The 24,343-nt window shown below is 69.6% G+C and carries 32 protein-coding genes and 1 pseudogene; 27 read left to right on the forward strand and 6 right to left on the reverse strand.

The genetic code is table 11. From position 1 onward, the window contains the following. The first annotated feature begins 163 nt into the window (after nucleotides 1–163). The 4 genes from tuf (at nucleotide 164) to ACWDYF_RS18650 (ending at nucleotide 4,469) form a co-directional block, all read left to right on the forward strand. Nucleotides 164–1,357: an elongation factor Tu gene (gene tuf, locus ACWDYF_RS18635; protein WP_018564791.1), complete on the forward strand. Its 1,194-nt coding sequence runs from the start codon at nucleotides 164–166 to the stop codon at nucleotides 1,355–1,357. Between the two features lie 174 nt (nucleotides 1,358–1,531). Then, on the forward strand, nucleotides 1,532–1,969 hold the full coding sequence (locus ACWDYF_RS18640; RefSeq protein WP_389468943.1) for a hypothetical protein: 438 nt from the start codon (nucleotides 1,532–1,534) through the stop codon (nucleotides 1,967–1,969). A 9-nt stretch (nucleotides 1,970–1,978) separates the two neighbouring features. Beyond that, nucleotides 1,979–3,799, forward strand: a complete 1,821-nt coding sequence (locus ACWDYF_RS18645) for an alpha/beta hydrolase (protein WP_389468946.1) — start codon at nucleotides 1,979–1,981, stop codon at nucleotides 3,797–3,799. 163 nt (nucleotides 3,800–3,962) lie between these two features. After that, on the forward strand, nucleotides 3,963–4,469 hold the full coding sequence (locus ACWDYF_RS18650) for a hypothetical protein (RefSeq protein ID WP_389468949.1): 507 nt from the start codon (nucleotides 3,963–3,965) through the stop codon (nucleotides 4,467–4,469). Between the two features lie 146 nt (nucleotides 4,470–4,615). Here ACWDYF_RS18650 and ACWDYF_RS18655 read toward each other — a convergent pair whose 3' ends face one another. The 3 genes from ACWDYF_RS18655 to ACWDYF_RS18665 form a co-directional block, all read right to left on the reverse strand. Further along, the gene (locus ACWDYF_RS18655; RefSeq protein WP_381736729.1) at nucleotides 4,616–5,992 is read right to left on the reverse strand and encodes an alpha-lytic protease prodomain-containing protein; all 1,377 of its coding nucleotides are present in this window, start codon (nucleotides 5,990–5,992) and stop codon (nucleotides 4,616–4,618) included. A gap of 165 nt (nucleotides 5,993–6,157) precedes the next feature. Next, entirely contained in the window at nucleotides 6,158–7,126 is a 969-nt protein-coding gene (locus tag ACWDYF_RS18660) for a LysR family transcriptional regulator (protein WP_381736728.1), read from the reverse strand. 189 nt (nucleotides 7,127–7,315) lie between these two features. After that, entirely contained in the window at nucleotides 7,316–7,981 is a 666-nt protein-coding gene (locus tag ACWDYF_RS18665) for a hypothetical protein (protein ID WP_451584285.1), read from the reverse strand. Between the two features lie 306 nt (nucleotides 7,982–8,287). Here ACWDYF_RS18665 and gdhA point away from each other — a divergent pair, with 306 nt between their 5' ends. Next, nucleotides 8,288–9,646 (forward strand): NADP-specific glutamate dehydrogenase, encoded by a 1,359-nt coding sequence (gene gdhA / locus ACWDYF_RS18670; protein ID WP_381736726.1) that lies wholly within the window; start codon nucleotides 8,288–8,290, stop codon nucleotides 9,644–9,646. A 124-nt stretch (nucleotides 9,647–9,770) separates the two neighbouring features. Here gdhA and ACWDYF_RS18675 read toward each other — a convergent pair whose 3' ends face one another. Further along, nucleotides 9,771–11,303 (reverse strand): MFS transporter, encoded by a 1,533-nt coding sequence (locus ACWDYF_RS18675; protein WP_381736725.1) that lies wholly within the window; start codon nucleotides 11,301–11,303, stop codon nucleotides 9,771–9,773. Nucleotides 11,304–11,693: 390 nt separating this feature from the next. On the opposite strand from ACWDYF_RS18675, the gene ACWDYF_RS18680 reads away from it, so the two are divergent. Next, entirely contained in the window at nucleotides 11,694–12,191 is a 498-nt protein-coding gene (locus tag ACWDYF_RS18680; protein WP_389468955.1) for a MarR family winged helix-turn-helix transcriptional regulator, read from the forward strand. A 48-nt stretch (nucleotides 12,192–12,239) separates the two neighbouring features. Here the strand turns inward: ACWDYF_RS18680 and ACWDYF_RS18685 are convergent, their stop codons facing one another. Both ACWDYF_RS18685 and ACWDYF_RS18690 read right to left on the reverse strand, forming a co-directional pair. Beyond that, nucleotides 12,240–13,151 carry a helix-turn-helix domain-containing protein gene (locus ACWDYF_RS18685; RefSeq protein ID WP_389468958.1) on the reverse strand — a complete coding sequence of 304 codons (912 nt, stop codon included), beginning with the start codon at nucleotides 13,149–13,151 and terminating at the stop codon, nucleotides 12,240–12,242. Between the two features lie 274 nt (nucleotides 13,152–13,425). After that, a complete protein-coding gene (locus tag ACWDYF_RS18690) occupies nucleotides 13,426–13,893 on the reverse strand; it encodes an ATP-binding protein (RefSeq protein ID WP_389468961.1) in 468 nt (155 codons plus the stop codon). A 158-nt stretch (nucleotides 13,894–14,051) separates the two neighbouring features. Here ACWDYF_RS18690 and ACWDYF_RS18695 point away from each other — a divergent pair. The 21 genes and pseudogenes from ACWDYF_RS18695 to rplR all read left to right on the forward strand — a co-directional run bounded on the left by ACWDYF_RS18695 (nucleotide 14,052) and on the right by rplR (nucleotide 24,326). Next, a pseudogene (locus ACWDYF_RS18695) lies at nucleotides 14,052–14,896 on the forward strand (helix-turn-helix domain-containing protein). Next, nucleotides 14,893–15,144 (forward strand): DUF397 domain-containing protein, encoded by a 252-nt coding sequence (locus ACWDYF_RS18700; RefSeq protein WP_389468963.1) that lies wholly within the window; start codon nucleotides 14,893–14,895, stop codon nucleotides 15,142–15,144. The pseudogene ACWDYF_RS18695 and the gene ACWDYF_RS18700 overlap by 4 nt, the downstream one beginning before the upstream one ends. Before the next feature lie 51 nt (nucleotides 15,145–15,195). After that, nucleotides 15,196–15,384 carry a DUF397 domain-containing protein gene (locus tag ACWDYF_RS18705; protein ID WP_389468966.1) on the forward strand — a complete coding sequence of 63 codons (189 nt, stop codon included), beginning with the start codon at nucleotides 15,196–15,198 and terminating at the stop codon, nucleotides 15,382–15,384. Nucleotides 15,385–15,831: 447 nt separating this feature from the next. Then, the gene (gene rpsJ / locus ACWDYF_RS18710; protein WP_003948644.1) at nucleotides 15,832–16,140 is read left to right on the forward strand and encodes a 30S ribosomal protein S10; all 309 of its coding nucleotides are present in this window, start codon (nucleotides 15,832–15,834) and stop codon (nucleotides 16,138–16,140) included. 17 nt (nucleotides 16,141–16,157) lie between these two features. Then, nucleotides 16,158–16,802: a 50S ribosomal protein L3 gene (gene rplC / locus ACWDYF_RS18715; RefSeq protein ID WP_018564803.1), complete on the forward strand. Its 645-nt coding sequence runs from the start codon at nucleotides 16,158–16,160 to the stop codon at nucleotides 16,800–16,802. An 8-nt stretch (nucleotides 16,803–16,810) separates the two neighbouring features. Continuing rightward, the gene (gene rplD, locus ACWDYF_RS18720) at nucleotides 16,811–17,470 is read left to right on the forward strand and encodes a 50S ribosomal protein L4 (RefSeq protein ID WP_064534640.1); all 660 of its coding nucleotides are present in this window, start codon (nucleotides 16,811–16,813) and stop codon (nucleotides 17,468–17,470) included. Further along, a complete protein-coding gene (gene rplW, locus ACWDYF_RS18725) occupies nucleotides 17,470–17,889 on the forward strand; it encodes a 50S ribosomal protein L23 (protein WP_018564805.1) in 420 nt (139 codons plus the stop codon). The genes rplD and rplW overlap by 1 nt, the downstream gene beginning before the upstream one ends. Before the next feature lie 53 nt (nucleotides 17,890–17,942). After that, nucleotides 17,943–18,779, forward strand: a complete 837-nt coding sequence (gene rplB / locus ACWDYF_RS18730) for a 50S ribosomal protein L2 (protein WP_018564806.1) — start codon at nucleotides 17,943–17,945, stop codon at nucleotides 18,777–18,779. A 12-nt stretch (nucleotides 18,780–18,791) separates the two neighbouring features. Continuing rightward, complete coding sequence (rpsS, locus tag ACWDYF_RS18735) at nucleotides 18,792–19,073, forward strand: 30S ribosomal protein S19 (RefSeq protein WP_003948639.1); 282 nt, start codon at nucleotides 18,792–18,794, stop codon at nucleotides 19,071–19,073. Between the two features lie 44 nt (nucleotides 19,074–19,117). Then, nucleotides 19,118–19,465 (forward strand): 50S ribosomal protein L22, encoded by a 348-nt coding sequence (rplV, locus tag ACWDYF_RS18740; protein ID WP_006130776.1) that lies wholly within the window; start codon nucleotides 19,118–19,120, stop codon nucleotides 19,463–19,465. Beyond that, nucleotides 19,465–20,295, forward strand: a complete 831-nt coding sequence (rpsC, locus tag ACWDYF_RS18745) for a 30S ribosomal protein S3 (RefSeq protein ID WP_028420771.1) — start codon at nucleotides 19,465–19,467, stop codon at nucleotides 20,293–20,295. The genes rplV and rpsC overlap by 1 nt, the downstream gene beginning before the upstream one ends. Nucleotides 20,296–20,300: 5 nt before the next feature. Continuing rightward, on the forward strand, nucleotides 20,301–20,720 hold the full coding sequence (gene rplP, locus ACWDYF_RS18750) for a 50S ribosomal protein L16 (protein WP_018564810.1): 420 nt from the start codon (nucleotides 20,301–20,303) through the stop codon (nucleotides 20,718–20,720). Continuing rightward, nucleotides 20,720–20,944: a 50S ribosomal protein L29 gene (rpmC, locus tag ACWDYF_RS18755; RefSeq protein ID WP_018564811.1), complete on the forward strand. Its 225-nt coding sequence runs from the start codon at nucleotides 20,720–20,722 to the stop codon at nucleotides 20,942–20,944. Before rplP ends, rpmC begins: the two co-directional genes overlap by 1 nt. Next, on the forward strand, nucleotides 20,941–21,225 hold the full coding sequence (gene rpsQ, locus ACWDYF_RS18760; RefSeq protein ID WP_018543912.1) for a 30S ribosomal protein S17: 285 nt from the start codon (nucleotides 20,941–20,943) through the stop codon (nucleotides 21,223–21,225). Before rpmC ends, rpsQ begins: the two co-directional genes overlap by 4 nt. A gap of 96 nt (nucleotides 21,226–21,321) precedes the next feature. Next, on the forward strand, nucleotides 21,322–21,690 hold the full coding sequence (rplN, locus tag ACWDYF_RS18765) for a 50S ribosomal protein L14 (RefSeq protein WP_003998823.1): 369 nt from the start codon (nucleotides 21,322–21,324) through the stop codon (nucleotides 21,688–21,690). A 2-nt stretch (nucleotides 21,691–21,692) separates the two neighbouring features. Continuing rightward, nucleotides 21,693–22,016 (forward strand): 50S ribosomal protein L24, encoded by a 324-nt coding sequence (rplX, locus tag ACWDYF_RS18770; RefSeq protein WP_024883202.1) that lies wholly within the window; start codon nucleotides 21,693–21,695, stop codon nucleotides 22,014–22,016. After that, nucleotides 22,016–22,573: a 50S ribosomal protein L5 gene (gene rplE / locus ACWDYF_RS18775; RefSeq protein WP_018564813.1), complete on the forward strand. Its 558-nt coding sequence runs from the start codon at nucleotides 22,016–22,018 to the stop codon at nucleotides 22,571–22,573. Before rplX ends, rplE begins: the two co-directional genes overlap by 1 nt. Before the next feature lie 5 nt (nucleotides 22,574–22,578). After that, nucleotides 22,579–22,764, forward strand: a complete 186-nt coding sequence (locus tag ACWDYF_RS18780) for a type Z 30S ribosomal protein S14 (protein ID WP_003948630.1) — start codon at nucleotides 22,579–22,581, stop codon at nucleotides 22,762–22,764. A 212-nt stretch (nucleotides 22,765–22,976) separates the two neighbouring features. Then, entirely contained in the window at nucleotides 22,977–23,375 is a 399-nt protein-coding gene (gene rpsH / locus ACWDYF_RS18785) for a 30S ribosomal protein S8 (RefSeq protein ID WP_389468977.1), read from the forward strand. A gap of 24 nt (nucleotides 23,376–23,399) precedes the next feature. Continuing rightward, the gene (gene rplF, locus ACWDYF_RS18790; protein ID WP_018564815.1) at nucleotides 23,400–23,939 is read left to right on the forward strand and encodes a 50S ribosomal protein L6; all 540 of its coding nucleotides are present in this window, start codon (nucleotides 23,400–23,402) and stop codon (nucleotides 23,937–23,939) included. 3 nt (nucleotides 23,940–23,942) lie between these two features. Continuing rightward, nucleotides 23,943–24,326: a 50S ribosomal protein L18 gene (gene rplR / locus ACWDYF_RS18795; protein ID WP_079660410.1), complete on the forward strand. Its 384-nt coding sequence runs from the start codon at nucleotides 23,943–23,945 to the stop codon at nucleotides 24,324–24,326. The last annotated feature ends 17 nt before the right edge of the window (nucleotides 24,327–24,343 follow it).

Raw genomic sequence — 24,343 nt, forward strand, 5'->3', positions numbered from 1 at the left:
CTCCCGAGTTCCAGCCCGTAGGCTTGACTCCGGAGCCTCGTGGGGCATTCCGCCGGAACCGACAGGAACCGGCCGGAGTGCCCCCGGGATCCGGGCCATCCAGCAAAGATCACCTGGCGCCGATGAAGTAAGGCGTACAGAACCACTCCACAGGAGGACCCCAGTGGCGAAGGCGAAGTTCGAGCGGACTAAGCCGCACGTCAACATCGGCACCATCGGTCACATCGACCACGGTAAGACGACCCTCACGGCCGCCATTACCAAGGTGCTGCACGACGCGTACCCGGAGCTCAACGAGGCCACCGCGTTCGACAACATCGACAAGGCGCCCGAGGAGCGTCAGCGCGGTATCACCATCTCCATCGCGCACGTCGAGTACCAGACGGAGACCCGTCACTACGCCCACGTCGACTGCCCGGGTCACGCGGACTACATCAAGAACATGATCACCGGTGCCGCGCAGATGGACGGCGCGATCCTCGTCGTCGCCGCCACCGACGGTCCGATGCCGCAGACCAAGGAGCACGTGCTCCTGGCCCGCCAGGTCGGCGTTCCGTACATCGTCGTCGCCCTGAACAAGGCCGACATGGTGGACGACGAGGAGATCCTGGAGCTCGTCGAGCTCGAGGTGCGTGAGCTCCTCTCCGAGTACGAGTTCCCGGGCGACGACGTTCCGGTCGTCAAGGTCTCCGCGCTGAAGGCCCTCGAGGGCGACGCGAAGTGGACCCAGTCCGTCCTGGACCTCATGAGCGCCGTCGACACCGCGATCCCGGAGCCGGAGCGCGACGTCGACAAGCCGTTCCTGATGCCGATCGAGGACGTCTTCACGATCACCGGTCGCGGTACGGTCGTCACCGGCCGTATCGAGCGTGGTGTCCTCAAGGTCAACGAGACCGTCGACATCATCGGCATCAAGACCGAGAAGACCACCACCACGGTCACCGGCATCGAGATGTTCCGCAAGCTGCTCGACGAGGGCCAGGCCGGTGAGAACGTCGGTCTGCTCCTCCGTGGCATCAAGCGCGAGGACGTCGAGCGCGGCCAGGTCATCATCAAGCCGGGCTCGGTCACCCCGCACACCGAGTTCGAGGCGCAGGCCTACATCCTCTCCAAGGACGAGGGTGGCCGCCACACGCCGTTCTTCAACAACTACCGCCCGCAGTTCTACTTCCGTACGACGGACGTGACCGGCGTCGTGACCCTCCCCGAGGGCACCGAGATGGTCATGCCGGGTGACAACACCGAGATGACGGTGGAGCTCATCCAGCCCGTCGCCATGGAAGAGGGCCTGAAGTTCGCCATCCGCGAGGGTGGCCGCACCGTGGGCGCCGGCCAGGTCATCAAGATCAACAAGTGACCCAGGTCCTGTAGCACCAGCACCAGCTGAGCTACGGGAAGGGCCCGTACGACTCCGGTCGTACGGGCCCTTCCGCATGTCCGGATCCGGTGGAGCACCGCCCGTGGGCCACTACGGTGTACTCCGATCACCGCACCGGCGGGTATGCACGGGGAACGGGGAGGGCGTCCGCGCATGGCGTGGAACGAGTGGAACCAGGTCAAGGCCGCGGCGGTCGCCCGGCAGTCCGCCCGGACGGAGCTGAACGGCGCGCCGTCCGCTCCCGGCGACCCGGGCACGCTGGTGTCCGACCGGCCCGCGTGGTCCCGCGCCGGACACGGGGTCGGCGCGCTGCGCACGGATCTCGCCAAGGGCCTGGGACAGCTGGCCGACGGCCAGGAGGGGCTGGGGCCGGGCGAGGACGCGGGCTGTCTGACCGCCGCGGCGCAGCAGGATGTGTACGGCTCCTGGGAGAAGTACCTCCGCAAGGTGAGCGGGCGCTGCGGGAAGCTGGCGGACGTCCTGGAGAGGGCCGGCCGCGACGAGCTGCGGACCGAGGAGGCGATCAAGGCGGAGATCGCCCGGATGAAGGCCGCCTGCGCGGACACGCCCGCCGACGGCCGGGGGAAGTGACCCGAGGGTATGGATCTGGCCACCCTCAGGGCCCTGCGGCCCACCCGGTACACCGACGCGGCCGACGGGTACCGCGCCGCGAGCGGCATGGCGTCCACGGCCAGGGAGCGCGTCGACGACGAGATCGCCCGCTCCATGCGGCAGTCGCTGAAGGGCGAGGCCGCGACCGAGGCGCTGGGCCAGCTCCAGGCGCTGTCCGGGAACTTCCACTACGTCCAGGTCGAATGCGGGCTCGCCGCCACGGCGCTGGACGCCTTCGCCCATGAGATGACGGCCGCCCGGAGGAAGCTCGAAGCGGCGCTGGAGGACGCGCGGGCGGCTGATTTCACGGTCGGCGCGGACGGATCGGTGACCTATCCGGCGGGCGTCGGGGAGAGCGGTGGCGAACGGCCGTCCGGCGGCTCGGCCGCCGGGCTGACCGATCCCACGGCGGCCGCCCTGGGCCGCCAGGCCGGTGCCCTCGACCCGAACCCCGCCCACCGGCGTGCCCAGGACATCGCCGACCGCATCGCCGCCGCCCTCCAGGACGCCACCGAGGCCGACGAGAAGTGGGCGCCGAAACTGCGCGCCCTGAAGGCCGACGACGACCTCACCGTTTCCGCGGGCGACTGGACGGACGTGAAGCAGGACACCGACGGCGTCCTCAAGGGCGCCGCCGGCTACCTGGACTCCCTCCCGCACCCACCCGCCCACGGCACCCCCGCGGAGAACGCGGCCTGGTGGACATCCCTCACCGACACCCAGCGCGCCGACTACCTGTCCGTCCACCCGGAGACGGTCGGGGCGCTGGACGGGGTACCGGCGGGGGTGCGGGACGAGGCGAACCGGACTGTGCTGGAAGAGGTCCAGGCCGACTACCGGCTCAGGTTCGATGCCATGCCCGAGCCGCCCGCCGACGAGTGGACGTGGATCAGCGGGAACGGGTACGCGTCGAAGGTGCACACCGACGAGTGGATGGCGTGGGACAACCAGTACGGCGACGAGTACCGGCACCTGCAGTCGTCCCTCAAGGGGATGGACGCCATCCATGCACGGTTCGCTCGGACCGGTGTGGAGGGACTGCCCGAGGCCTACCTTCTGGCCTTCAGCCCCGAGGGCAACGGGCGGGCCGTCGTGGCCAACGGCAACCCCGACACGGCCCGGCACCAGGCGGTGTATGTGCCCGGCACGACCTCGAACCTCGGGACGACCGGCGGGGACATCGACCGGATGACCCGACTGTGGCGGCAGACCCAGCAGGCCAGCCCGGACGCCTCCGTGTCGACCATCAGCTGGCTCGGTTACGACGCCCCGCAGGACATCGTCATGGACGCGCCGCGCGGGCACTACGCCTATGACGGGGCACCCGCCTACCGGCAGTTCATGGACGGCCTCGACGTGTCGCACACCGGTCCGGGCGAGGTGCACCGCACGGCCATCGGCCACTCGTACGGGACCACCCTCATCGGAGCGGCGGCCGAGACCGGCGATCTGAGAGCGGACGACGTGGTCTTCGCGGGAAGCCCGGGGGTCAGGGTCGGCTCGGCCGACGACCTGGATGTGCCCCACGGGCATGTGTGGAACGAGGAAGCGGACGGAGACGTGGTCCCTGACATCGGCCGCTGGGGCCATGGCGGCAGCCAGTGGCGATGGGGCGGTGGCATGTTCATCATCCCCAGTGACGATCTCTTCGGCGCCAACCAGATGAACACGCATGCCGAGGGCAGCGGCCTGTCGGGGACCAGCGGAGCGGAGGGCCACAGTGACTACTGGAACGCGGATACGACGGCGCTGAAGAACCAGGCGCTGGTCGTGGTCGGCGAGTACGGCGACGTCACGGCTCCGCGGTGATGGGTGCCCCTTCGTACAGTCGTTCTTCGAAGCAGTACCGATCTGCCGGACAACCTCTAGGAATCGCATGCTCCGTGCACTGTTTCGCCCGCCCCGTCGGCGTCGCCCAGGAGGCATCTGCCTCGGTCTTGTGGCGGCCGGCCTTCTTCTCAGTGGATGTGACATGACGGACGATGGCGGCGCCGGGTCTCCCGGTGGTGATGCGGGCAGGTCGGCCGGGTCCGGGTCGGAGATCCCCGACGCGGGTACCGCGACGACCGAGGAGGCGGTCGCGCGGGTGAAGGAGGTGTCGAGCCAGATCCACGACTTCCTCGGGATCCCCGGGCGAGCCTCCGAGCCCGGCCCTGGTGTGCGGGCGTGTGAGGGAAAGGACCCTGACACGTATTTCCAGGTCTACCACCCGTGGAACTTCGCACCGGCGTCCGGCTCCGACAACGACGTGGCCATGAAGAACCTGGAGAAGAGGCTGAGCACGGGTGGGTGGGTGCTCAAGCGGTCGTACCGGGACACCAGTGCGAACAAGAACCTCAACCTGGTCGCGGACAACGACGCCCGGAGCGCGAGCGTCTGGATCGTCGCGTACAGCAAGCGTGCGGTGCCGAGTATCGGTGTCGAGGTCACCTCGGGCTGCTATCGGGTGCCGGAAGGGCAGAGGGTCCAGCACTCCTGAGGTATGTGCCTCAGCCTGGCGGCACACGCCGGAGCGGGCCCGGACTCGCCCTGGGTTGGGTGGTCCGGGCCCGTTTTTCCCCCTCGGGCGGGCAGTGGTTCAGGTGGGGTGGTGGTTGTCGTGGGGGGCGGGAGCCGGGGTCGGGCTCAGGACTGGGCCCACAGGGCCGGGACGTTCGGGGGCTCCCAGCCGGGCTGGGCCTGGTGGCCCTGGAGGCAGCGGTAGGTGGAGCCGCCGTAGGTGACGGTGTCGCCGGGCTGGTAGACCGTGCCGGCCGCCCAGGTGCCGCTGGGGTCGCCGGGGCCGGGACCGGGGCCGGGGCCGTCACCGGTGGTCTTCAGGGTGAGGCCGTAGTTGGACAGGATCGGGTTGATCGGCTGGAAGTAGGTCGTCCCGCCGCTGGAGCAGTTCCCGGTACCGCCCGAGGTGACACCCTGCGCCTGGCTGCCGGAGATGAAGGAGCCGCCGGAGTCACCGGGCTCGGCGCACACCGAGGTGCGGGTGACACCGGAGACGGTGCCCTCCTGGTAGGTCACGCTGGAGTTCAGCTGCTGGACGGTGCCGCAGTGCCAGCCGGTGGTCGAACCCGAGCGGCACACCGAGGAACCGACGGTCGCCACCGTGGACCCGGTCACCTGGAGGTTCTGGCCGTTCTGGCTGACGTACGGCGTCGCGGTCCAGCTGGAGTTGGTGGCCACCCACGACATGTCGTTGCCGGGGAAGATCGACGCCTGGAACGTGCCCTGCGACACCTGGTTGGAGCCGGTGGTCGTGGAGCCCGCCTGCCCGCAGTGCCCGGCCGAGGCGAAGCCCTGCTGCGTCCCCCGGGTGATGGGGAAGCCGATCGAGCAGCGCGTGTTGCCGTTGATGTAGTACGCGTCGCCGCCCCGCAGGTCGTACAGCGGCCGGGGCCGCTCGGACGTCTTCACCACCTTGGCCAGCGACCGGTCGACCCCGGCGGCGGCCAGCAGGTCACGGGCCGCGGCGGGCCGCAGGGCCTGTACGACCAGCGTGTTGGTGGGGACGTCGACGTACCACGCGGGAGCGTCGCGTGTGTCGCGGTGGGCGGCGGCGCGGTCCAGGCGCGCCTTGGCCGCGTCCAGCGAGGCGAGGGAGTGGCGGACCACGACCGCCTCGGCGCCCCCGGCCCTGATCGCCGCCGCGTCGGCGGCGTCGGTGGTGGCCACGCTCAGCCTGCCGGAGTCCGCGCCGTGCACCCACGCGCCCGCGTAGTCCGCGCCGAGGGCGGCGCGCAGCCGGCCCGCGGTGGCCCCGGCCCCGGCCTCGTTGGCCAGCCGGTGTTCGGCCTGCTGCCGGTCGATGCCCAGGTCGCGCTGCATGGCGTCGAGGACGGCCGCGGAGGTGTCCGCGGTGTGCAGGGTCCGGGCGGCCGACTGCACCGCTGCCCGCGACTGCGTGGTGGAGGCTGCCTGGGCACCGGCCTGTCCGCTGAGCCCGGTCAGGACCAGGGCGCCCGTCGCCACCACCGCGGCGCACGCGGCTCTCGTATGTCTGTGGGGCATGGGGGATCTCCTCGGATTCGGGTGGGGGTGCCGAAACCGTAGGAGGGCCGACAGGGGTGCGTAAGACCTCGGTTGACCCCCTTGCCCGGCGTTATGGAACCGGTCCGTCCGGCGTGCCGCGGCGTTCGCGGCGGAGGCGCCGGTGCCGTACGGGCACGGGCGGGGTCACGGCAGGGTGCTGCTCGTCCGGCCGCCGCCCGCGAGCCAGTCGGCGTAGCTGTCGCTGCGCGCCGCCACGGCGGAGTGGGCGCGGCGGACCTGGGCGAGGACGGTGTCCGCGGTGCCGGTGTGCTGGGTCGCCGGGTGCCAGCCCAGCAGGTGCCGCCACAGGAGCGGGGTGCCGGCCAGCGGCCTGGTGGTGAGGCCGGGCGTGGTCGGGAAGGTGGCCCGGCACAGCCCCACCGCCCGGCCCACCTGGACCAGGTGCACACAGGAGGCGATGTCCGTCTCGTACATCCGGCCGGGCGCGAACCCGGCGCGGGCGCAGGCGGCGGTGAAGCAGTCGGCGAAACAGCCGTCGCCGGGCACGCAGGCCCACTCCTCGTCGGCCAGCTTGGCCAGCTCGACCTCGCAGGTGCGGGCGAGCGGATGGTCGTCGGCGAGCATGACGAACACCGGGTCGACGGCGAACTCCTCCCACGCCAGGTGTTCGCTGTCCGGTGGCGCGGCGGTGCCGCAGGCCCCGGTGACGGCGAAGTCGAGGCGGCCCTCGGCGAGCAGCGTCGCCAGTTCGCGTTCCGACCAGGAGGCCTGGGTGGACACCTGGACGTCGGGCGCGGCCGCCGCCAGCAGATCCACGAGAGCGCCCAGCAGCGGCCCGTGCGTGGCGCCCAGCCGCAGCCGCTCGGCCTCCCGGCCGGCCCGCGCGCGGGCGAACCGGACGGCCTCCTGCTGGAGTTCGGTCACCGCGGGCAGCACGATCCGCGCGCGCTCCAGCACCAGCTCGCCGAGCGGGGTGGCGCGCACGCCGTGCCGCCCGCGTTCGAACAGTTCTCCGCCAAGGGCCCGTTCGATGCGTCTGAGCTGGGCGCTCAGCGCGGGTTGTGCGAGCCCTAAGACCGTTGCCGCTCTGGTGAGGCTGCCCGCCTCGGCTATCGCCCGGACCGTCTTGAGATGCCGCAACTCCAGCTCCATGTGGGGAGCTTGCTGCGCAGGCGGCGGAGGGGCAAGGGGTTGGTCCGGACCACTGGAAGCACCGCCGGGCGCACGGGCCGGGCGGTACCCGGGGCGCCTTCGGTCGAAACGTCCCGCCGGACCCGTACGCCCCGTCGGTCTCCTGTATTCCGTCAGTTCCGTCGGTTCCGTCAGTTCGGTCTATTCCGTCTATTCCGTCTGTTCCGTCAGTTCCGTCGTCGGCTGGTGCCGTACGCATCCGCCGTCCGACGTCACGCGGGGCTCGCCCGTGAAGGAGTCGGGGCCGACCGACAGGGCGACGCCGTTCTCGTCGGTGGTCGCGATGCCGCGCAGACCGGCGCCGGGTGTGCCCGGGGGCGGGGCCTCCAGGGTGCGTACCGTCAGGCCGCGTCCGGTCCAGATCCCGCGCAGGCCGTCCAGGGCGGAGTGGTAGGCGGCGCGGTCGGCGTAGTCCACGCGCCACTCGTAGGCCGGCCGGTCGCGGGTGACTCCGTCGTCGTCGAAACCGAGGTCGTCGACGCAGGACGTGTCCGGCACCCTTCGGGGCGTGGCGTCGGCCGAGGCCGGGCGCGGGGCGAGGCCGTGCAGTACGTCCTCGCCCGCCGCCCTGGTCACCGCCACGCGCTCGCGGTACGCCTCGGGTGGCCTGACCGGGCCGCCCTCCAGGGATTGCAGACCGACGCCGCAGAGGCCGATGAGCGCGGTCAGGAGCGCCGCGATCAGGGTGGCGGTGAAGTAGCAGCCACCGGAGGCGGACGGAGCCGCCGCGGTCGTCGCGGTCGTCGCGGTGATCGAAGCCGCCGGGGTCGCTGGAGCCACCGGAGTCGTCGGAGTCGTCGGAGTCGTCGTGGGCATGGGGCGATCGAAGCGGACGGCTCCCGGCCCGCGGCAGCGGTGCGCTACTCATTCTCCGCTGGGGACAGGTGCTCAGACGCACCGGGCCGCACCGGGCCGGTGGTGGATGACCGCGCGCCGCGCGCCTCCGCAGGGTCCACCGTGTCTCAAATGATGGAAGACCGGCGTTCGATCACTGGTCAGTACATTCACAGAGGAGTAACACTGAAGCGTCACGCGCGCGGCAACGGCGCCGAGCGCTCAGCAAGCTCACCAAGCTCACCACCGGTCCCGGACCGGTGGCAGCCGTGCCATGAAGGGGACACCGTGACGACCCGACCGGACAGCCAGACCCAGCTCGACGCCCTCCGCGGCGAGATCGAGCGGCGCAACCCCGCTCAGCCCGAGTTCCACCAGGCCGTGCACGAGGTGCTGGACACCCTTGCCCCGGTGCTGGCGGCGCGCCCGGAATACGCGGAGCCCGGCCTGGTCGAGCGGCTGTGCGAGCCGGAGCGGCAGGTGATCTTCCGGGTGCCGTGGCAGGACGACAAGGGCCGGGTGCACGTCAACCGCGGTTTCCGGGTGGAGTTCAACAGCGCGCTCGGCCCGTACAAGGGCGGCCTGCGCTTTCACCCCTCCGTCAACCTCGGCATCGTCAAGTTCCTCGGTTTCGAGCAGATCTTCAAGAACGCGCTGACCGGGCTCGGCATCGGCGGCGGCAAGGGCGGCAGCGACTTCGACCCGCACGGCCGCAGCGACGCGGAGGTCATGCGGTTCTGCCAGTCGTTCATGACGGAGCTGTACCGGCACATCGGTGAGCACACCGATGTGCCCGCCGGGGACATCGGCGTCGGCGGACGCGAGATCGGCTACCTCTTCGGGCAGTACCGGCGCATCACCAACCGCTGGGAGGCCGGGGTGCTCACCGGCAAGGGCCCCGGCTGGGGCGGCTCGGCGATCCGGCCCGAGGCCACCGGCTACGGCAGTGTCCTGTTCGCCGAGGCCATGCTGCGCGAGCGCGGCGAGGACCTGGAGGGCCAGACGGCCGTCGTCTCCGGCTCCGGCAACGTCGCCATCTACACCATCGAGAAGCTGCTCGCCCTCGGCGCCAACCCGCTGACCTGCTCGGACTCCGGCGGCTATGTCGTCGACGACAAGGGCATCGACCTCGATCTGCTCAAGCAGGTCAAGGAGGTCGAGCGCGGGCGGATCAGCGACTACGCCGAGCGCCGGGGCAGCTCCGCGCGCTATGTGTCCGGCGGCCGGGTGTGGGAGGTGCCGGCCGACGTCGCCCTGCCGTCCGCCACCCAGAACGAGCTGGACGAGAACGACGCCGCCACGCTGGTGCGCAACGGCGTGAAGGCCGTCTCCGAGGGCGCGAACATGCCGACCGTGCCCGAGGCCGTGCACCTGTTCCAGCGCGCCGGGGTCGCCTTCGGGCCCGGCAAGGCCGCCAACGCGGGCGGCGTCGCGGTCAGCGCCCTGGAGATGGCGCAGAACCACGCCCGTACGGCCTGGTCGCCCGCCCGGGTCGAGGAGGAGCTGGCGCGCATCATGGGCGACATCCACACCACCTGCCACGAGACGGCCGAGCGCTACGGCGCCCCCGGCGACTATGTGGCCGGCGCGAACATCGCCGGGTTCGAGCGCGTCGCCGACTCGATGCTCGCCCAGGGCGTCATCTGACCGGGGCCGCCCGGGACACATGAGTGCGCCCCGCTCCGGAACACATGCGTTCCGGAGCGGGGCGCGGTCACGCGGGGGTGTCCGCCGTACGGCTGGTCCGTCGTACGGCTGGTCCTCCGTACGGCTAGTGCGCGGCGGCTCCCGCCGGGGCGCCGTGCCGGGACGGCCGGGCGGTCACCAGGAGGCCGGAGGCCACCGCGGCGAGCAGCATCGCGCCCACACCCCACCAGATGGCCTGGGTGTAGCCGTGCACGATGCCCTCGCGCAGGACCTGCGCCTTGCGGGAGGGGTCGGTCAGGTGCTGTCCGACATAGGTGGAGGTCGCCGAGGTGGCGATGGTGTTGAGCAGCGCGGTGCCCAGCGAACCGCCCACCTGCTGCGAGGTGTTGACCATGGCGGAGGTCACACCGGCGTCCTGCGGCCGGACCCCGTTGGTCGCGGTGGAGAAGACCGGCATGAAGGTGAGGCCCATGCCGAGGCCGAGCAGCAGCTCGGCGGGCAGCACGTGTGTGGCGTACGCGGAGTCGACGCCGAGCTGGGTCAGCACCAGCAGCCCGGAGGCGGCGAGCAGCATGCCCGGCACCATCAGCAGCCGCGGGGGAGTGCGGGGCAGCAGCCGGGCGGAGATCTGCGTGGAGCCGATGATGATCGACGCGGACATCGGCAGGAACGCCAGGCCGCTGCGGACCGGCGAGTAGCCCAGGATGCCCTGGAAGTAGTAGGTCATGAACAGGAACAGACCGAACATGCCGATGGTGGCCAGGGCCATCGTCAGGAAGCTGCCCGCGCGGTTGCGGTCGGAGACCACGCGCAGCGGCAGCAGCGGGTGCTTGGCCTTCATCTGCCACAGCACGAACGCCACCAGCAGCACCACACCGCCGGCCAGCAGGCCGACGACCAGGCTGTCGCTCCAGCCGCGCGGCTCGGCCTCGGAGAAGCCGTAGACGACGGCGACCAGGCCGCCGCAGCCGAGGATGACACCGGGGATGTCGAGCTTGGCCCCGCTGTGCCCGGGGCGGTCGCGCAGCAGGACGACGGCGCCGATCACGGCGACGGCCGCGATCGGGATGTTCACGTACAGGCACCAGCGCCAGTTCGCGTACGAGGTGAGGACACCGCCCAGCAGCAGGCCGAGCGCGGCGCCCGCGCCCGCGATGGCGCCGTAGATGCCGAACGCCTTCCCGCGCTCGCGGGGGTCGGTGAAGGTCGTCGTCATCAGGGAGAGCGCGGAGGGCGCGAGGACGGCGCCGAAGACGCCCTGGAGGGCGCGGGCGCCGAAGAGCATGCCGGGGCTGCCGGCCGCGCCGCCGATCGCGGAGGCGACGGCGAAGCCGACCAGGCCGATGACGAAGGTGCGCTTGCGGCCGACGAGGTCGGCGATGCGGCCGCCGAGCAGCAGCAGGCCGCCGAAGGCGAGGGTGTAGGCGGTGATGACCCACTGCCGGTTGCCGTCGGACATGCCGAGGGCCTTCTGGGCGGAGGGCAGGGCGATGTTCACGATGGTCGCGTCGAGGACGACCATCAGCTGGGCGAGGGCGATGATGACCAGACCCCACCAGCGGCGGGGGTCGGGGGCATCGTCGGGTGTGTGCGCGGTGGCGGCCGGGGCCGTCCGTATCGCTTCGGCCGGGGCTTCGGTCGGAGGGGAGTCGCTCATGGGGCGGGCGTCGCTTCCTTGGCTGGTGGAGAGGCGTGCGGGCGGTGGTGGCGCGCCGCCGTGGTCTGTGGTGTGCGTGTGTGGTCTGCGGTGTACGTCTGCGGTCTGCGTCTGCGGTGTACGTCTGTGGTCTGTGGTCTGTGGTCGGGCTACGCGGGCGGGTGACGGGGCGCGGTGACGCGGTGACGCGGCGGCCGGGTCCGGCTCGCGGCCCGGCGCGGCCGTGCGCGGCGACGGTGACCCGGACGTCCGTCCGGTCCGGCCCCCCGGCCCCGTTCCCCCGGGCCCCAGGAGGTCTTCCGTCCCCCCGCGGCCCCTGTGCCCCCACGCCATCGTCACCTACGGAGATCGTCAGTGATCCTGATGGTCAGTGCAGTGTACGCTGCCCGCATGAACGACGTGCCTCCCCCCGATGTCATGAGCCGTCGGCTCGGATATCTGCTGAAGCACGCCTACGCCACCCTCGCCGCCGAGCTGGGCGAGGCGCTCGCGCCCTTCCGCCTCATCCCGCGCGAGCTGGGCGTCATGACGGTCATCGACGCCGCCCTGGAGCAGCCGTCCCAGCTGGAGATCGCCGCGCTGCTCGGCGTCGACCGCACCACGATGGTCGGGATCGTCGACGCGCTGGAGGACAAGGGCTATGTGGAGCGCCGCCGCAGCGACCAGGACCGGCGCCGCAACGTCGTCACGCTCACCCCGGCCGGGCAGCAGTGCCTCGCCGAGGCCGAACAGGCCCGCGAGCGCGTCGAGCACGACTTCCTCGCCCCGCTGGACGAGCCCGCCGTCGAGGCCCTGACCGACGCCCTGCGCATCCTGCGCCTGTCCCGCACGGACGCGGCAGCGGCGGCGGCCATCGGCCGCATGACGTGCGGAGGCCACCCGGGCTGAGGCCCGCTCTGCCCGCTCTGCCCGCTCCGGCCTCCCTGGGCCCCTGGCTCAGGCGGCGGGCGCGGTGTCGAGACCGGCGGCGCGGCAGTCGCGGCAGTAGGCGCCGGGATGCGGGGTCCGGATCGCGCGTTCGCACCTCTCGCAGTTGTGGAAGGGCGGCGGGGCGGCTTCGGCACCGGACGGTGGCGGTGCGGGCACCGGGGGTGCGGGAGGCGGCAGCAGCTCGGTGAGGCGGTGGGCGAGCAGGGCCTCCGGGTGCCGCAGGGGGTCTCGGGGGAGGTTCGCGGTCAGGGCATGGCGTACGGCGTCGGGGTGGGCGCCGCGTTCGAGCCAGGCGGCGACGGCGGGGGCGAGCCGCCGGACGGCCCGTTCGGAGAGGAGGAGGCGGGGATCGTGGCGGTGCAGCCCGGCGAGGAGGGCGGTGGCCGTGCGGTGCCGGGCGAGGTCGGGGGCGAGCGGGGCCGGGAGCGGGTCCGGGGCCGGGGGTTCGGGAGCCGCCTCGGGGGCGGAGGGGGCCGGTGGCGGCGGATCCGTCGGGGCGGGCGGCGGGGGCTCGGGCGGCTCGGGCGTCTTGGGCGCGGCGGCCCGGGTGGGCCGTGGCCGTGGCGGGGGCTGGGGCTGGTTGTAGGACACCGTGTACGTGACCAGGCGGCCGCTGGGCAGGCGCTCGCGGATGCGGGCCAGGTAGCCGTGGGCCTCCAGCTCGCGCAGGGCGGCGGCGATACGGGTCTCGCCCTCGGGGAAGCGGGCGGCCAGCGTCTTGATGTCGACGCGGGCGCCGGAGGGCAGCGACTGGATGTGACAGGCCAGGCCGATCGCGGTGAGCGAGAGCATGCTGTGCTGGGCGAGGTGGTTGCCGACGACCGTGAAGCGGGTCGTGTGCCTGGTGTGGATGTGGGTGATGCCGCGCGGATTTAGCGGCTGGGCGCACGAGGGCGCGCTAAGGTTCTGGGTACCCATCGGGAAGGTCCTCTGTCTTCCTCGGTGGTCAGGCCCTCGATCGGGATGCCAGTCCCGGCCGGGGGCCGTCGCATGTCTGCGGTGGTGGTGCGGTCGCGGCGAGCATATGCCAGCGAACGGGGCGGAAATCCAGCCGAGTTGGGCGTTGCCACTCTTCCGGGTGACGGGGTGCGGCGTGGCGGCCGGGGCGGACCGGCGAGGTGGGGTGGGTTGGTCGGTAGGTCTTCCCCCAGGTCCTTTCAAGCATTGATCACGCGCCGGACCGCGTAGCCGGTCACCGGGCCGTGACGACCCGCGATCCGGCCGGCCCGGTCGCCACCTCCGCCCAGACGGTCTTGCGCGGGGGCGGCCCGGTGGTGACTCCCCAGCGGTCGGCGAGTGCCTCCACGAGGAGCAGGCCGCGGCCGGACTCGGCGACGTCGTCGACGGCGTCTGCCGTTCGCTCCGGGTGCGGGAGCCGGTCGCCGCGCGTGTCGGTCACCTCGATACGGAGGGTGTCGCCGACGACGTAGACCAGGAGCCGGAAGTCGCGGCCGGGAACGCGGCCATGGGTCACGGCGTTGGCCGCCAGCTCGGCGACGATGTACTCCGCCGGATGCGACGGAAGACCCCAGGAGCGCAACTGTTCGGTGGCGAGCAGACGGGCGAGACGGGCCCCGCGGGGAGTGGAGGACAGCTGAAGGCTGAAGTTCCGGACGGGGCCTGTGAGGTGGTTTTCAGGGGCACGCGTTTCTTGATTCACGTCACTCAGCGTGGCCTCACCTGCTTCCGTTGGTGAGTGACAACGCCTGCACGTACTGCCACTGTCCCGGCTTTTGTCTCGGCTGTCTCGGCTGTCTCGGCGTTGTACGAGTACGGGTACGTACGGGTCGCGTCGGAGGAGGAGTCGTGAGCGAAGCGGTGAGTGAAGGGGCCGACGAGGCGGGCTGGGACGTCGAGCCGGGCGACGAGATCGAGCCGGTGGTGCAGGCGGTGGGCCGACTGCTCAAGGTCTGCCGGGAGGCGGCCGGGATGACGGTGGCCGACCTGTCCAGGACCATGGGGTACGGCGAGGACATGCTCCGCAAGATCGAGCGGGGCGCCCGCATCCCCCGGCCGGAGTTCCTGGACAAGGCGGATCAGCTCCTGCGGGCGCAGGGGCATCTGCGGGCCTTCATGGAGGACATGAGGAAGGCCCGCTATCCGAAGAAGGTGCGGCGGCTGGCGGAGCTTGAGAGCCGGGCGGTGGAGATCGGTGTGTACGTCGGCCTCAGCATCCACGGCTTGTTGCAGACGCCCGAGCACGCGAGGGCGCTGTTCGAAGCTCGGCAGCCCCCTACGAGGAGAAAGAGGTGGAGCGCAACCTGTCGGCGCGCATGGCCAGGAAGGCGATTTTCGAGCGCTCACCGGTGCCAGCGTTGAGCTTCGTGCTGGAAGAGTCTCTGCTGCGCCGCCGGGTGGGGGGCACAATGGTGTGGCGCCACCAGCTCGAACATCTGCTGGAGGTAGCCCAGTTGCGCAACGTGACGTTCCAGGTGATGCCGACGAAGTCCGGTGCGCACCCCGGAGTTGACGGCAAGATCGAGGTGCTGAAATTCGGGGACGGTACGGCCTTGGGTCGCTCCGATGGCGCATTCAACGGTCGGCCGACCTCGGACCCGAAGCGACTTCGGGTGCTTGAACTGCGGTATGGCATCATCCGGGCTCAGGCGCTCACGCCAGAGGAGTCTCTGGTCTTCATCGAGGAAACGCTGGGAGAACTATGAGCACCGCGGAACTCCACTGGTTCAAGAGCAGGTACAGCAGCGGCCCCGATGTGAACGACTGCCTCGAAGTCGCCCTCGCCTGGTTCAAGAGCAGCTACAGCGACGGAACAGAGGGCGACTCCTGCGTCGAGATCGCGGTAGCGTCTCGCACCGTCCACGTCCGCGACTCCAAGATCACCGGCGGCCCCCAGCTCGCGCTGGCGCCGGGTGTCTGGGCGGATTTCGTCTCGTACGCCTCGGAGAGCTGACCTCTCAGTAGGGCGTCTCTGGTCTTCATCGAGCAAGCGCTGGAGGGAACTATGAGCACTCCGGAACTCCACTGGTTCAAGAGCAGCTACAGCGACAGCAGCAACGGCAACGACTGCGTCGAGGTGGCCCACGCCCCCGCCACCGTCCACGTCCGCGACTCCAAGAACACCGGTGGCCCCCAGCTCGCGCTGGCCCCAGGTGCCTGGGTGGACTTCGTGTCGTACGCCTCGGAGAGCTGATCTCTCGCCCGTGCCGCCCCGCTCGCCGGTTTGACCTGCGTCACCTTCGGGGTAATCTCTTCGGCTCGATTGGCCAGGCCGCCGTCCCGTATGGCAGACTGTCCGAGTTGCTCGGTCGAGTGTTGATGCTGCGCGCCTCCCGCCGGGAGGACCGGAAGCGAGTCCCACAGTACTCGTCGCCCTAACTGCCTCACGGCAGCGCTGGGGCGGACGTACGGGAATCTTTCGGGAAGCGTGGGTGCGGCACCGACCAGGCGCCCGGTGGGTCTTCGATCCCCGGCCTGCGGTTCCGGTGGGGCCGCGCAATCCCGCAGGGATGTCCTCACAAGGGACATCCATGTCAGCGAGAGCGCGACACGCCCGACCGCGTGGGTCGGCGAAGACCAAGGGGAACCAGGAAGACACCGGGTTCCAGAGCGTAAGAAGAGACAGGACTACGAAGTAGCCATGGCGGGACAGAAGATCCGCATCCGGCTCAAGGCCTACGACCACGAGGTCATCGACTCCTCGGCGAAGAAGATCGTCGAGACGGTGACCCGCACTGGTGCGTCGGTCGCGGGCCCGGTGCCGCTGCCCACTGAGAAGAACGTGTACTGCGTCATCAAGTCGCCGCACAAGTACAAGGACTCGCGCGAGCACTTCGAGATGCGCACGCACAAGCGCCTGATCGACATTCTCGACCCGACCCCCAAGACCGTTGACTCTCTGATGCGACTCGACCTCCCGGCCGGTGTCGACATCGAGATCAAGCTCTGAGGGCTGGTGATCTGAGAATGGCTAAGCAGATCAAGGGCATCCTGGGCGAGAAGCTCGGCATGACGCAGGTGTGGGACGAGAACAACCGTGTTGTTCCGGTCACCGTCGTCAAGGCCGGCCCCAACGTCGTCACCCAGGTCCGTACGAACGATGTCGACGGCTACGAGTCGGTCCAGATCGCCTTCGGCGAGATCGACCCGCGCAAGGTGAACAAGCCCCTCAAGGGCCACTTCGCCAAGGCCGACGTCACCCCCCGCCGTCACCTCGTCGAGATCCGCACCGCGGACGCCTCCGAGTACACCCTCGGCCAGGAAGTCACCGCCGAGGTCTTCGAGGCGGGCATCAAGGTCGACGTCACCGGCAAGAGCAAGGGCAAGGGCTTCGCCGGTGTCATGAAGCGTCACAACTTCAAGGGCCTCGGCGCCGGTCACGGCACCCAGCGCAAGCACCGCTCGCCCGGTTCCATCGGTGGCTGCGCCACCCCGGGCCGTGTGTTCAAGGGCCTCCGCATGGCGGGTCGTATGGGCAACGAGCGGGTCACCACCCAGAACCTGACCGTCCACGCCGTTGACGCGGAGAAGGGTCTGCTGCTCATCAAGGGCGCGGTTCCCGGTCCGAACGGCGGCCTCGTCCTGGTCCGCACCGCGGCCAAGGGGGCCTGAGGTAACCGATGAGCACTGTTGAGATCCTTTCGCCGGCGGGCGAGAAGGCCGGTACCGTCGAGCTCCCCGCGGAGATCTTCGGCGTTGAGAAGGTCAGCATTCCGCTGATCCACCAGGTCGTCGTCGCACAGCTGGCCGCTGCCCGTCAGGGCACCCACAAGACCAAGACGCGTGGCGAGGTCCGCGGCGGTGGCAAGAAGCCGTACCGCCAGAAGGGCACCGGCCGGGCCCGTCAGGGCTCGACCCGCGCGCCGCAGTTCGCCGGTGGTGGCGTCGTGCACGGTCCCGTGCCGCGCGACTACTCGCAGCGGACCCCGAAGAAGATGAAGGCCGCGGCCCTGCGCCACGCCCTCACCGACCGGGCCCGCCACAACCGCATCCACGTCGTCTCCGGCGTGGTCGAGGGTGAGACCGCCTCCACCAAGGCCGCCCGGACGCTGTTCGGCAAGATCTCGGAGCGCAAGAACCTGCTCCTGGTCGTCGACCGCGCCGACGAGGCCGCGTGGCTGTCCGCCCGCAACCTGCCCCAGGTCCACATCCTGGAGCCGGGCCAGCTGAACACGTACGACGTTCTCGTCTCGGACGACGTGGTCTTCACCAAGGCCGCTTTCGAGTCCTTCGTCGCCGGCCCGAACAAGGCCAACGACACCGAAGGGAGCGAGGCCTGATGGCTACGCGTCACCCCTCCATCGCCTCGAAGGCCGCCAAGGCCGCCAAGGCCGCGCGCGTCGCCAAGGCGCGCCGCCACGCCGCCGAGGGCAAGAACACCGTCGAGACCCCGCTGAGCAAGTCGTACACGGACCCCCGTGACGTCCTGCTCAAGCCGGTCGTGTCGGAGAAGAGCTACGCGCTCCTCGACGAGAACAAGTACACGTTCATCGTCGACCCGAACGCCAACAAGACCCAGATCAAGCAGGCCGTCCAGGCGGTCTTCGAGGTCAAGGTCACCGGCGTCAACACGATCAACCGCCAGGGCAAGCGCAAGCGCACCAAGACCGGCTTCGGTCAGCGTGCCGCCACCAAGCGCGCGATCGTGACCCTCGCCGACGGCGACCGTATCGACATCTTCGGCGGTCCGACCGCCTGACGGTGGTCTGGAGCGTCCAGATTTCGGAATCACTTTCCGAGGACTGAGAGACAATGGGTATCCGCAAGTACAAGCCGACGACTCCTGGCCGTCGTGGCGCCAGCGTCGCCGACTTCGTCGAGGTCACGCGGTCCACGCCGGAGAAGTCGCTGGTCCGTCCCCTGCACAGCAAGGGCGGCCGTAACAATTCCGGTCGTGTGACCGTTCGCCACCAGGGTGGCGGACACAAGCGCGCCTACCGCGTGATCGACTTCCGTCGTCACGACAAGGACGGCGTGCCGGCGAAGGTCGCGCACATCGAGTACGACCCCAACCGCACCGCGCGCATCGCGCTGCTGCACTACGCCGACGGCGAGAAGCGCTACATCCTCGCCCCGCGCAACCTCCAGCAGGGCGACCGCGTCGAGAACGGTCCCGGGGCCGACATCAAGCCGGGCAACAACCTGGCTCTCCGCAACATCCCGGTCGGTACCACGATCCACGCGATCGAGCTCCGCCCCGGTGGCGGTGCCAAGTTCGCCCGCTCCGCCGGTGCCTCCGTGCAGCTGCTCGCGAAGGAGGGCACGATGGCCCACCTCCGCATGCCGTCCGGTGAGATCCGCCTGGTCGACCAGCGCTGCCGCGCCACGGTCGGCGAGGTCGGCAACGCCGAGCAGAGCAACATCAACTGGGGCAAGGCCGGCCGCAAGCGCTGGCTGGGCGTCCGCCCGACCGTTCGCGGTGTGGCGATGAACCCGGTTGACCACCCCCACGGTGGTGGTGAGGGCAAGACCTCGGGTGGCCGCCACCCGGTCAGCCCCTGGGGTCAGAAGGAAGGTCGTACTCGTTCTCCCAAGAAGGCGAGCAACAAGTACATCGTCCGCCGCCGCAAGACGAACAAGAAGCGTTAAGGACGGGTTGAGATGCCTCGTAGCTTGAAGAAGGGGCCTTTCGTCGACGACCACCTGATCAAGAAGGTGGACGTACAGAACGAAGCAGGCACCAAGAACGTCATCAAGACCTGGTCCCGTCGCTCGATGATCGTCCCGGCGATGCTCGGCCACACGATCGCGGTGCACAACGGCAAGACCCACATCCCGGTGTTTGTCACCGAGTCCATGGTCGGCCACAAGCTCGGCGAGTTCTCGCCGACGCGCACCTTCCGGGGTCACGTGAAGGACGACCGGAAGTCGAAGCGCCGCTAGTCAGCGGGGTGTGAAAGATCATGACAAACACTGAAGGGACAACCATGGAAGCCAGGGCCCAGGCGCGGTACATCCGCGTCACGCCCATGAAGGCCCGCCGTGTGGTGGACCTCATCCGTGGCATGGATGCCACGGAGGCTCAGGCGGTCCTGCGTTTCGCCCCGCAGGCCGCGAGCGTGCCGGTCGGCAAGGTGCTGGACAGCGCCATCGCCAACGCCGCGCACAACTACGACCACACCGATGTCGACAGCCTCTTCATTTCCGAGGCCTACGTCGACGAGGGCCCGACCCTGAAGCGGTTCCGGCCGCGCGCCCAGGGCCGTGCCTACCGGATCCGCAAGCGGACCAGCCACATCACCGTGGTCGTCAGCAGCAAGGAAGGAACCCGGTAATGGGCCAGAAGGTAAACCCGCACGGGTTCCGGCTCGGTGTCACGACCGACTTCAAGTCGCGTTGGTACGCCGACAAGCTGTACAAGGACTACGTCAAGGAAGACGTCGCCATCCGTCGGATGATGACGTCCGGCATGGAGCGCGCCGGCATCTCCAAGGTCGAGATCGAGCGCACCCGTGACCGTGTGCGGGTGGACATCCACACCGCGCGTCCGGGCATCGTCATCGGCCGCCGCGGCGCCGAGGCCGACCGCATCCGCGGCGACCTCGAGAAGCTCACGGGCAAGCAGGTCCAGCTGAACATCCTCGAGGTCAAGAACCCCGAGACCGACGCTCAGCTGGTTGCCCAGGCCGTCGCCGAGCAGCTCTCCTCCCGCGTCTCCTTCCGCCGTGCCATGCGCAAGAGCATGCAGTCGGCGATGAAGGCCGGCGCCAAGGGCATCAAGATCCAGTGCGGCGGCCGCCTCGGTGGCGCCGAGATGTCCCGCTCGGAGTTCTACCGCGAGGGCCGTGTGCCCCTGCACACGCTCCGCGCGAACGTGGACTACGGCTTCTTCGAGGCCAAGACGACCTTCGGCCGCATCGGCGTGAAGGTCTGGATCTACAAGGGCGACGTCAAGAACATCGCCGAGGTCCGCGCCGAGAACGCTGCGGCCCGTGCGGGTAACCGCCCGGCCCGCGGCGGTGCCGACCGCCCGGCCCGTGGTGGCCGCGGTGGCGAGCGGCGCGGTCGCAAGCCGCAGCAGCAGCAGGCTCCGGCCGCCGAGGCCCCCAAGGCCGAGGCTCCGGCCGCTGCGGCTCCGGCTGAGAGCACCGGAACGGAGGCCTGACCACCATGCTGATCCCCCGTAGGGTCAAGCACCGCAAGCAGCACCACCCCAAGCGCGACGGCATGGCCAAGGGTGGCACGCAGGTTGCGTTCGGCGAGTACGGCATCCAGGCGCTGACCCCGGCCTACGTCACGAACCGCCAGATCGAGGCGGCCCGTATCGCGATGACCCGCCACATCAAGCGTGGCGGCAAGGTCTGGATCAACATCTACCCGGACCGTCCCCTCACCAAGAAGCCGGCCGAGACCCGCATGGGTTCCGGTAAGGGTTCGCCGGAGTGGTGGATCGCGAACGTCAAGCCCGGACGCGTCATGTTCGAGCTGTCGTACCCCAACGAGAAGATCGCCCGTGAGGCGCTGACTCGTGCGGCCCACAAGCTGCCGATGAAGTGCCGGATCGTCAAGCGCGAGGCAGGTGAAGCGTGATGTCGGCCGGTACCAAGGCGTCCGAGCTGCGCGAGCTGGGCAACGAGGAGCTTCTGGGCAAGCTCCGCGAGGCCAAGGAAGAGCTGTTCAACCTCCGTTTCCAGGCGGCGACGGGTCAGCTCGAAAACCACGGCCGTCTCAAGGCGGTCCGCAAGGACATCGCGCGGATCTACACCCTGATGCGCGAGCGTGAGCTGGGCATCGAAACGGTGGAGAACGCATGAGCGAGAAGAACGTGACTGAGAACGCAGAGGCGCGCGGCTTCCGCAAGACCCGTGAGGGTCTCGTCGTCAGCGACAAGATGGACAAGACCGTCGTCGTCGCCGTCGAGGACCGCGTCAAGCACGCGCTGTACGGCAAGGTCATCCGCCGTACGAACAAGCTCAAGGCGCACGACGAGCAGAACGCCGCGGGTGTCGGCGACCGCGTCCTCCTCATGGAGACCCGGCCGCTGTCCGCGACGAAGCGCTGGCGCGTCGTCGAGATCCTCGAGAAGGCCAAGTAATTCCTGCGGGGACCATCCGCAGGACAGTTCCGCCAGGCTCCGGGGGCCGCTCGCTGAGCGGCCCCCGGGGAACCGGCAGACAAACAGGAGATAGACGTGATCCAGCAGGAGTCGCGGCTGCGTGTCGCCGACAACACTGGTGCGAAGGAAATCCTTTGCATCCGTGTGCTCGGTGGCTCCGGTCGCCGCTACGCGGGCATCGGTGACGTCATCGTCGCCACCGTCAAGGACGCGATCCCCGGTGGCAACGTGAAGAAGGGTGACGTCGTCAAGGCGGTCATCGTTCGCACCGTCAAGGAGCGCCGCCGTCCGGACGGCTCGTACATCCGCTTCGACGAGAACGCCGCCGTCATTCTGAAGAACGACGGCGACCCTCGCGGCACCCGTATCTTCGGCCCGGTCGGCCGTGAGCTGCGCGAGAAGAAGTTCATGAAGATCATCTCCCTCGCGCCGGAGGTGCTGTGAGCATGAAGATCAAGAAGGGCGACCTGGTCCAGGTCATCACCGGTAAGGACAAGGGCAAGCAGGGCAAGGTCATCGCGGCCTTCCCCCGCGAGGACCGCGTCCTGGTCGAGGGTGTCAACCGGGTCAAGAAGCACACCAAGGCCGGCCCGACCGCCGGCGGTTCCCAGGCCGGCGGCATCGTGACCACCGAGGCCCCGATCCACGTCTCCAACGTCCAGCTGGTCGTGGAGAAGGACGGCAACAAGGTCGTCACGCGCGTCGGTTACCGCTTCGACGACGAGGGCAACAAGATCCGCGTTGCCAAGCGGACGGGTGAGGACATCTGATGGCTACCACCACTGCCCCGCGTCTGAAGCAGAAGTACCGCGGCGAGATCGCCCCCAAGCTGCGTGACGAGTTCAAGTACGAGAACGTCATGCAGATCCCGGGCCTCGTCAAGATCGTGGTCAACATGGGTGTGGGCGACGCCGCCCGCGACTCCAAGCTGATCGAGGGCGCCATCCGCGACCTCACCACGATCACCGGCCAGAAGCCCGCGGTCACCAAGGCCCGCAAGTCCATCGCGCAGTTCAAGCTGCGTGAGGGCCAGCCGATCGGTGCCCACGTCACGCTCCGTGGCGACCGCATGTGGGAGTTCCTGGACCGCACCCTGTCGCTCGCGCTGCCGCGCATCCGCGACTTCCGCGGCCTGTCCCCCAAGCAGTTCGACGGCCGTGGCAACTACACCTTCGGTCTCACGGAGCAGGTCATGTTCCACGAGATCGACCAGGACAAGATCGACCGTGTCCGGGGTATGGACATCACCGTGGTCACCACGGCGACCAACGACGAAGAGGGCCGCGCCCTTCTCCGTCACCTCGGCTTCCCGTTCAAGGAGGCGTGAGCGAGATGGCGAAGAAGGCTCTCATCGCGAAGGCTGCTCGCAAGCCCAAGTTCGGTGTGCGTGGCTACACCCGCTGCCAGCGCTGCGGCCGCCCGCACTCCGTGTACCGCAAGTTCGGCCTGTGCCGCGTGTGCCTTCGTGAGATGGCTCACCGTGGCGAGCTGCCGGGCGTGACCAAGAGCTCCTGGTAACAGCCCACTTGGGTTAACCAGGACTCTCGGTAAGCAACCGGGGTCGGCAGGCGACCCACCCCCCATGCCTTAGGCTTGTGGGGTTGGGCGCCCGCCGCGCCCTAAACGACTTACTACGCCGTAGGTCCACCGCGCCGCACCCGTCCCGTCTCGGATCGGGGAGAGGGATGGCGCACCAGGAAACCCCGGCGAGAGAGGCCGAAGGCCAATTCATGACCATGACTGATCCGATCGCAGACATGCTTACGCGTCTGCGGAACGCGAACTCGGCATACCACGACTCCGTGACGATGCCGGCATCGAAGATCAAGTCGCACATCGCGGAGATCCTCCAGCAGGAGGGCTTCATCACCGGCTGGAAGACCGAGGACGCCGAGGTCGGCAAGAGCCTCGTCCTCGAGCTGAAGTACGGCCCGAACCGTGAGCGCTCCATCGCGGGCATCAAGCGGATCTCGAAGCCCGGTCTCCGGGTCTACGCGAAGTCCACCAACCTGCCCAAGGTGCTGGGCGGCCTCGGCGTGGCGATCATCTCCACGTCGCACGGGCTCCTCACCGACAAGCAGGCCGGCAAGAAGGGCGTGGGTGGGGAAGTCCTCGCCTACGTCTGGTAGCGGAAGGGAACGGAGGAAACAGCTATGTCGCGCATTGGCAAGCTCCCCATCACGGTTCCCGCCGGCGTGGACGTCACCATCGACGGCCGTACGGTCAAGGTCAAGGGCCCCAAGGGCGAACTGACCCACACCGTCGTGGCGCCGATCGACATCGCCAAGGGTGAGGACGGCGTTCTCAACGTCACCCGCCCCAACGACGAGCGTCAGAACAAGGCCCTGCACGGCCTGTCCCGCACGCTGGTGGCGAACATGATCACCGGCGTGACCCAGGGTTACGTGAAGAAGCTCGAGATCAGCGGTGTCGGTTACCGCGTGACGGCCAAGGGTTCGAACCTGGAGTTCGCGCTCGGCTACAGCCACCCGATCACCGTCGAGGCACCCGAGGGCATCACCTTCAAGGTCGAGGCCCCCACCCGCTTCTCGGTCGAGGGTATCGACAAGCAGAAGGTCGGCGAGGTTGCGGCGAACATCCGCAAGCTGCGCAAGCCCGACCCGTACAAGGCCAAGGGTGTCAAGTACGAGGGCGAAGTCATCCGCCGCAAGGTCGGAAAGGCGGGTAAGTAAGCCATGGCATACGGGCAGAAGATCCTCAAGGGCGACGCCTACAAGCGCGCCGCGATCAAGCGCCGTCACATCCGGATCCGCAAGCGGATCTCCGGTACGGCGGAGCGCCCCCGTCTGGTCGTGACCCGCTCCAACCGCCACATCGTGGCGCAGGTGATCGACGACCTCAAGGGCCACACCGTGGCATCGGCGTCCACGCTGGACACGTCGATCCGCGGCGCCGAGGGCGACAAGTCCGCGCAGGCCAAGCAGGTCGGCGCCCTGGTCGCCGAGCGCGCCAAGGCCGCCGGTGTCGAGGCTGTCGTGTTCGACCGTGGTGGCAACCAGTACGCCGGGCGCATCGCCGCCCTGGCGGACGCCGCCCGCGAAGCCGGCCTGAAGTTCTGAGCCGGTTCCGAGCTAGC

The organism is Streptomyces sp. NPDC003284 (assembly GCF_053589675.1).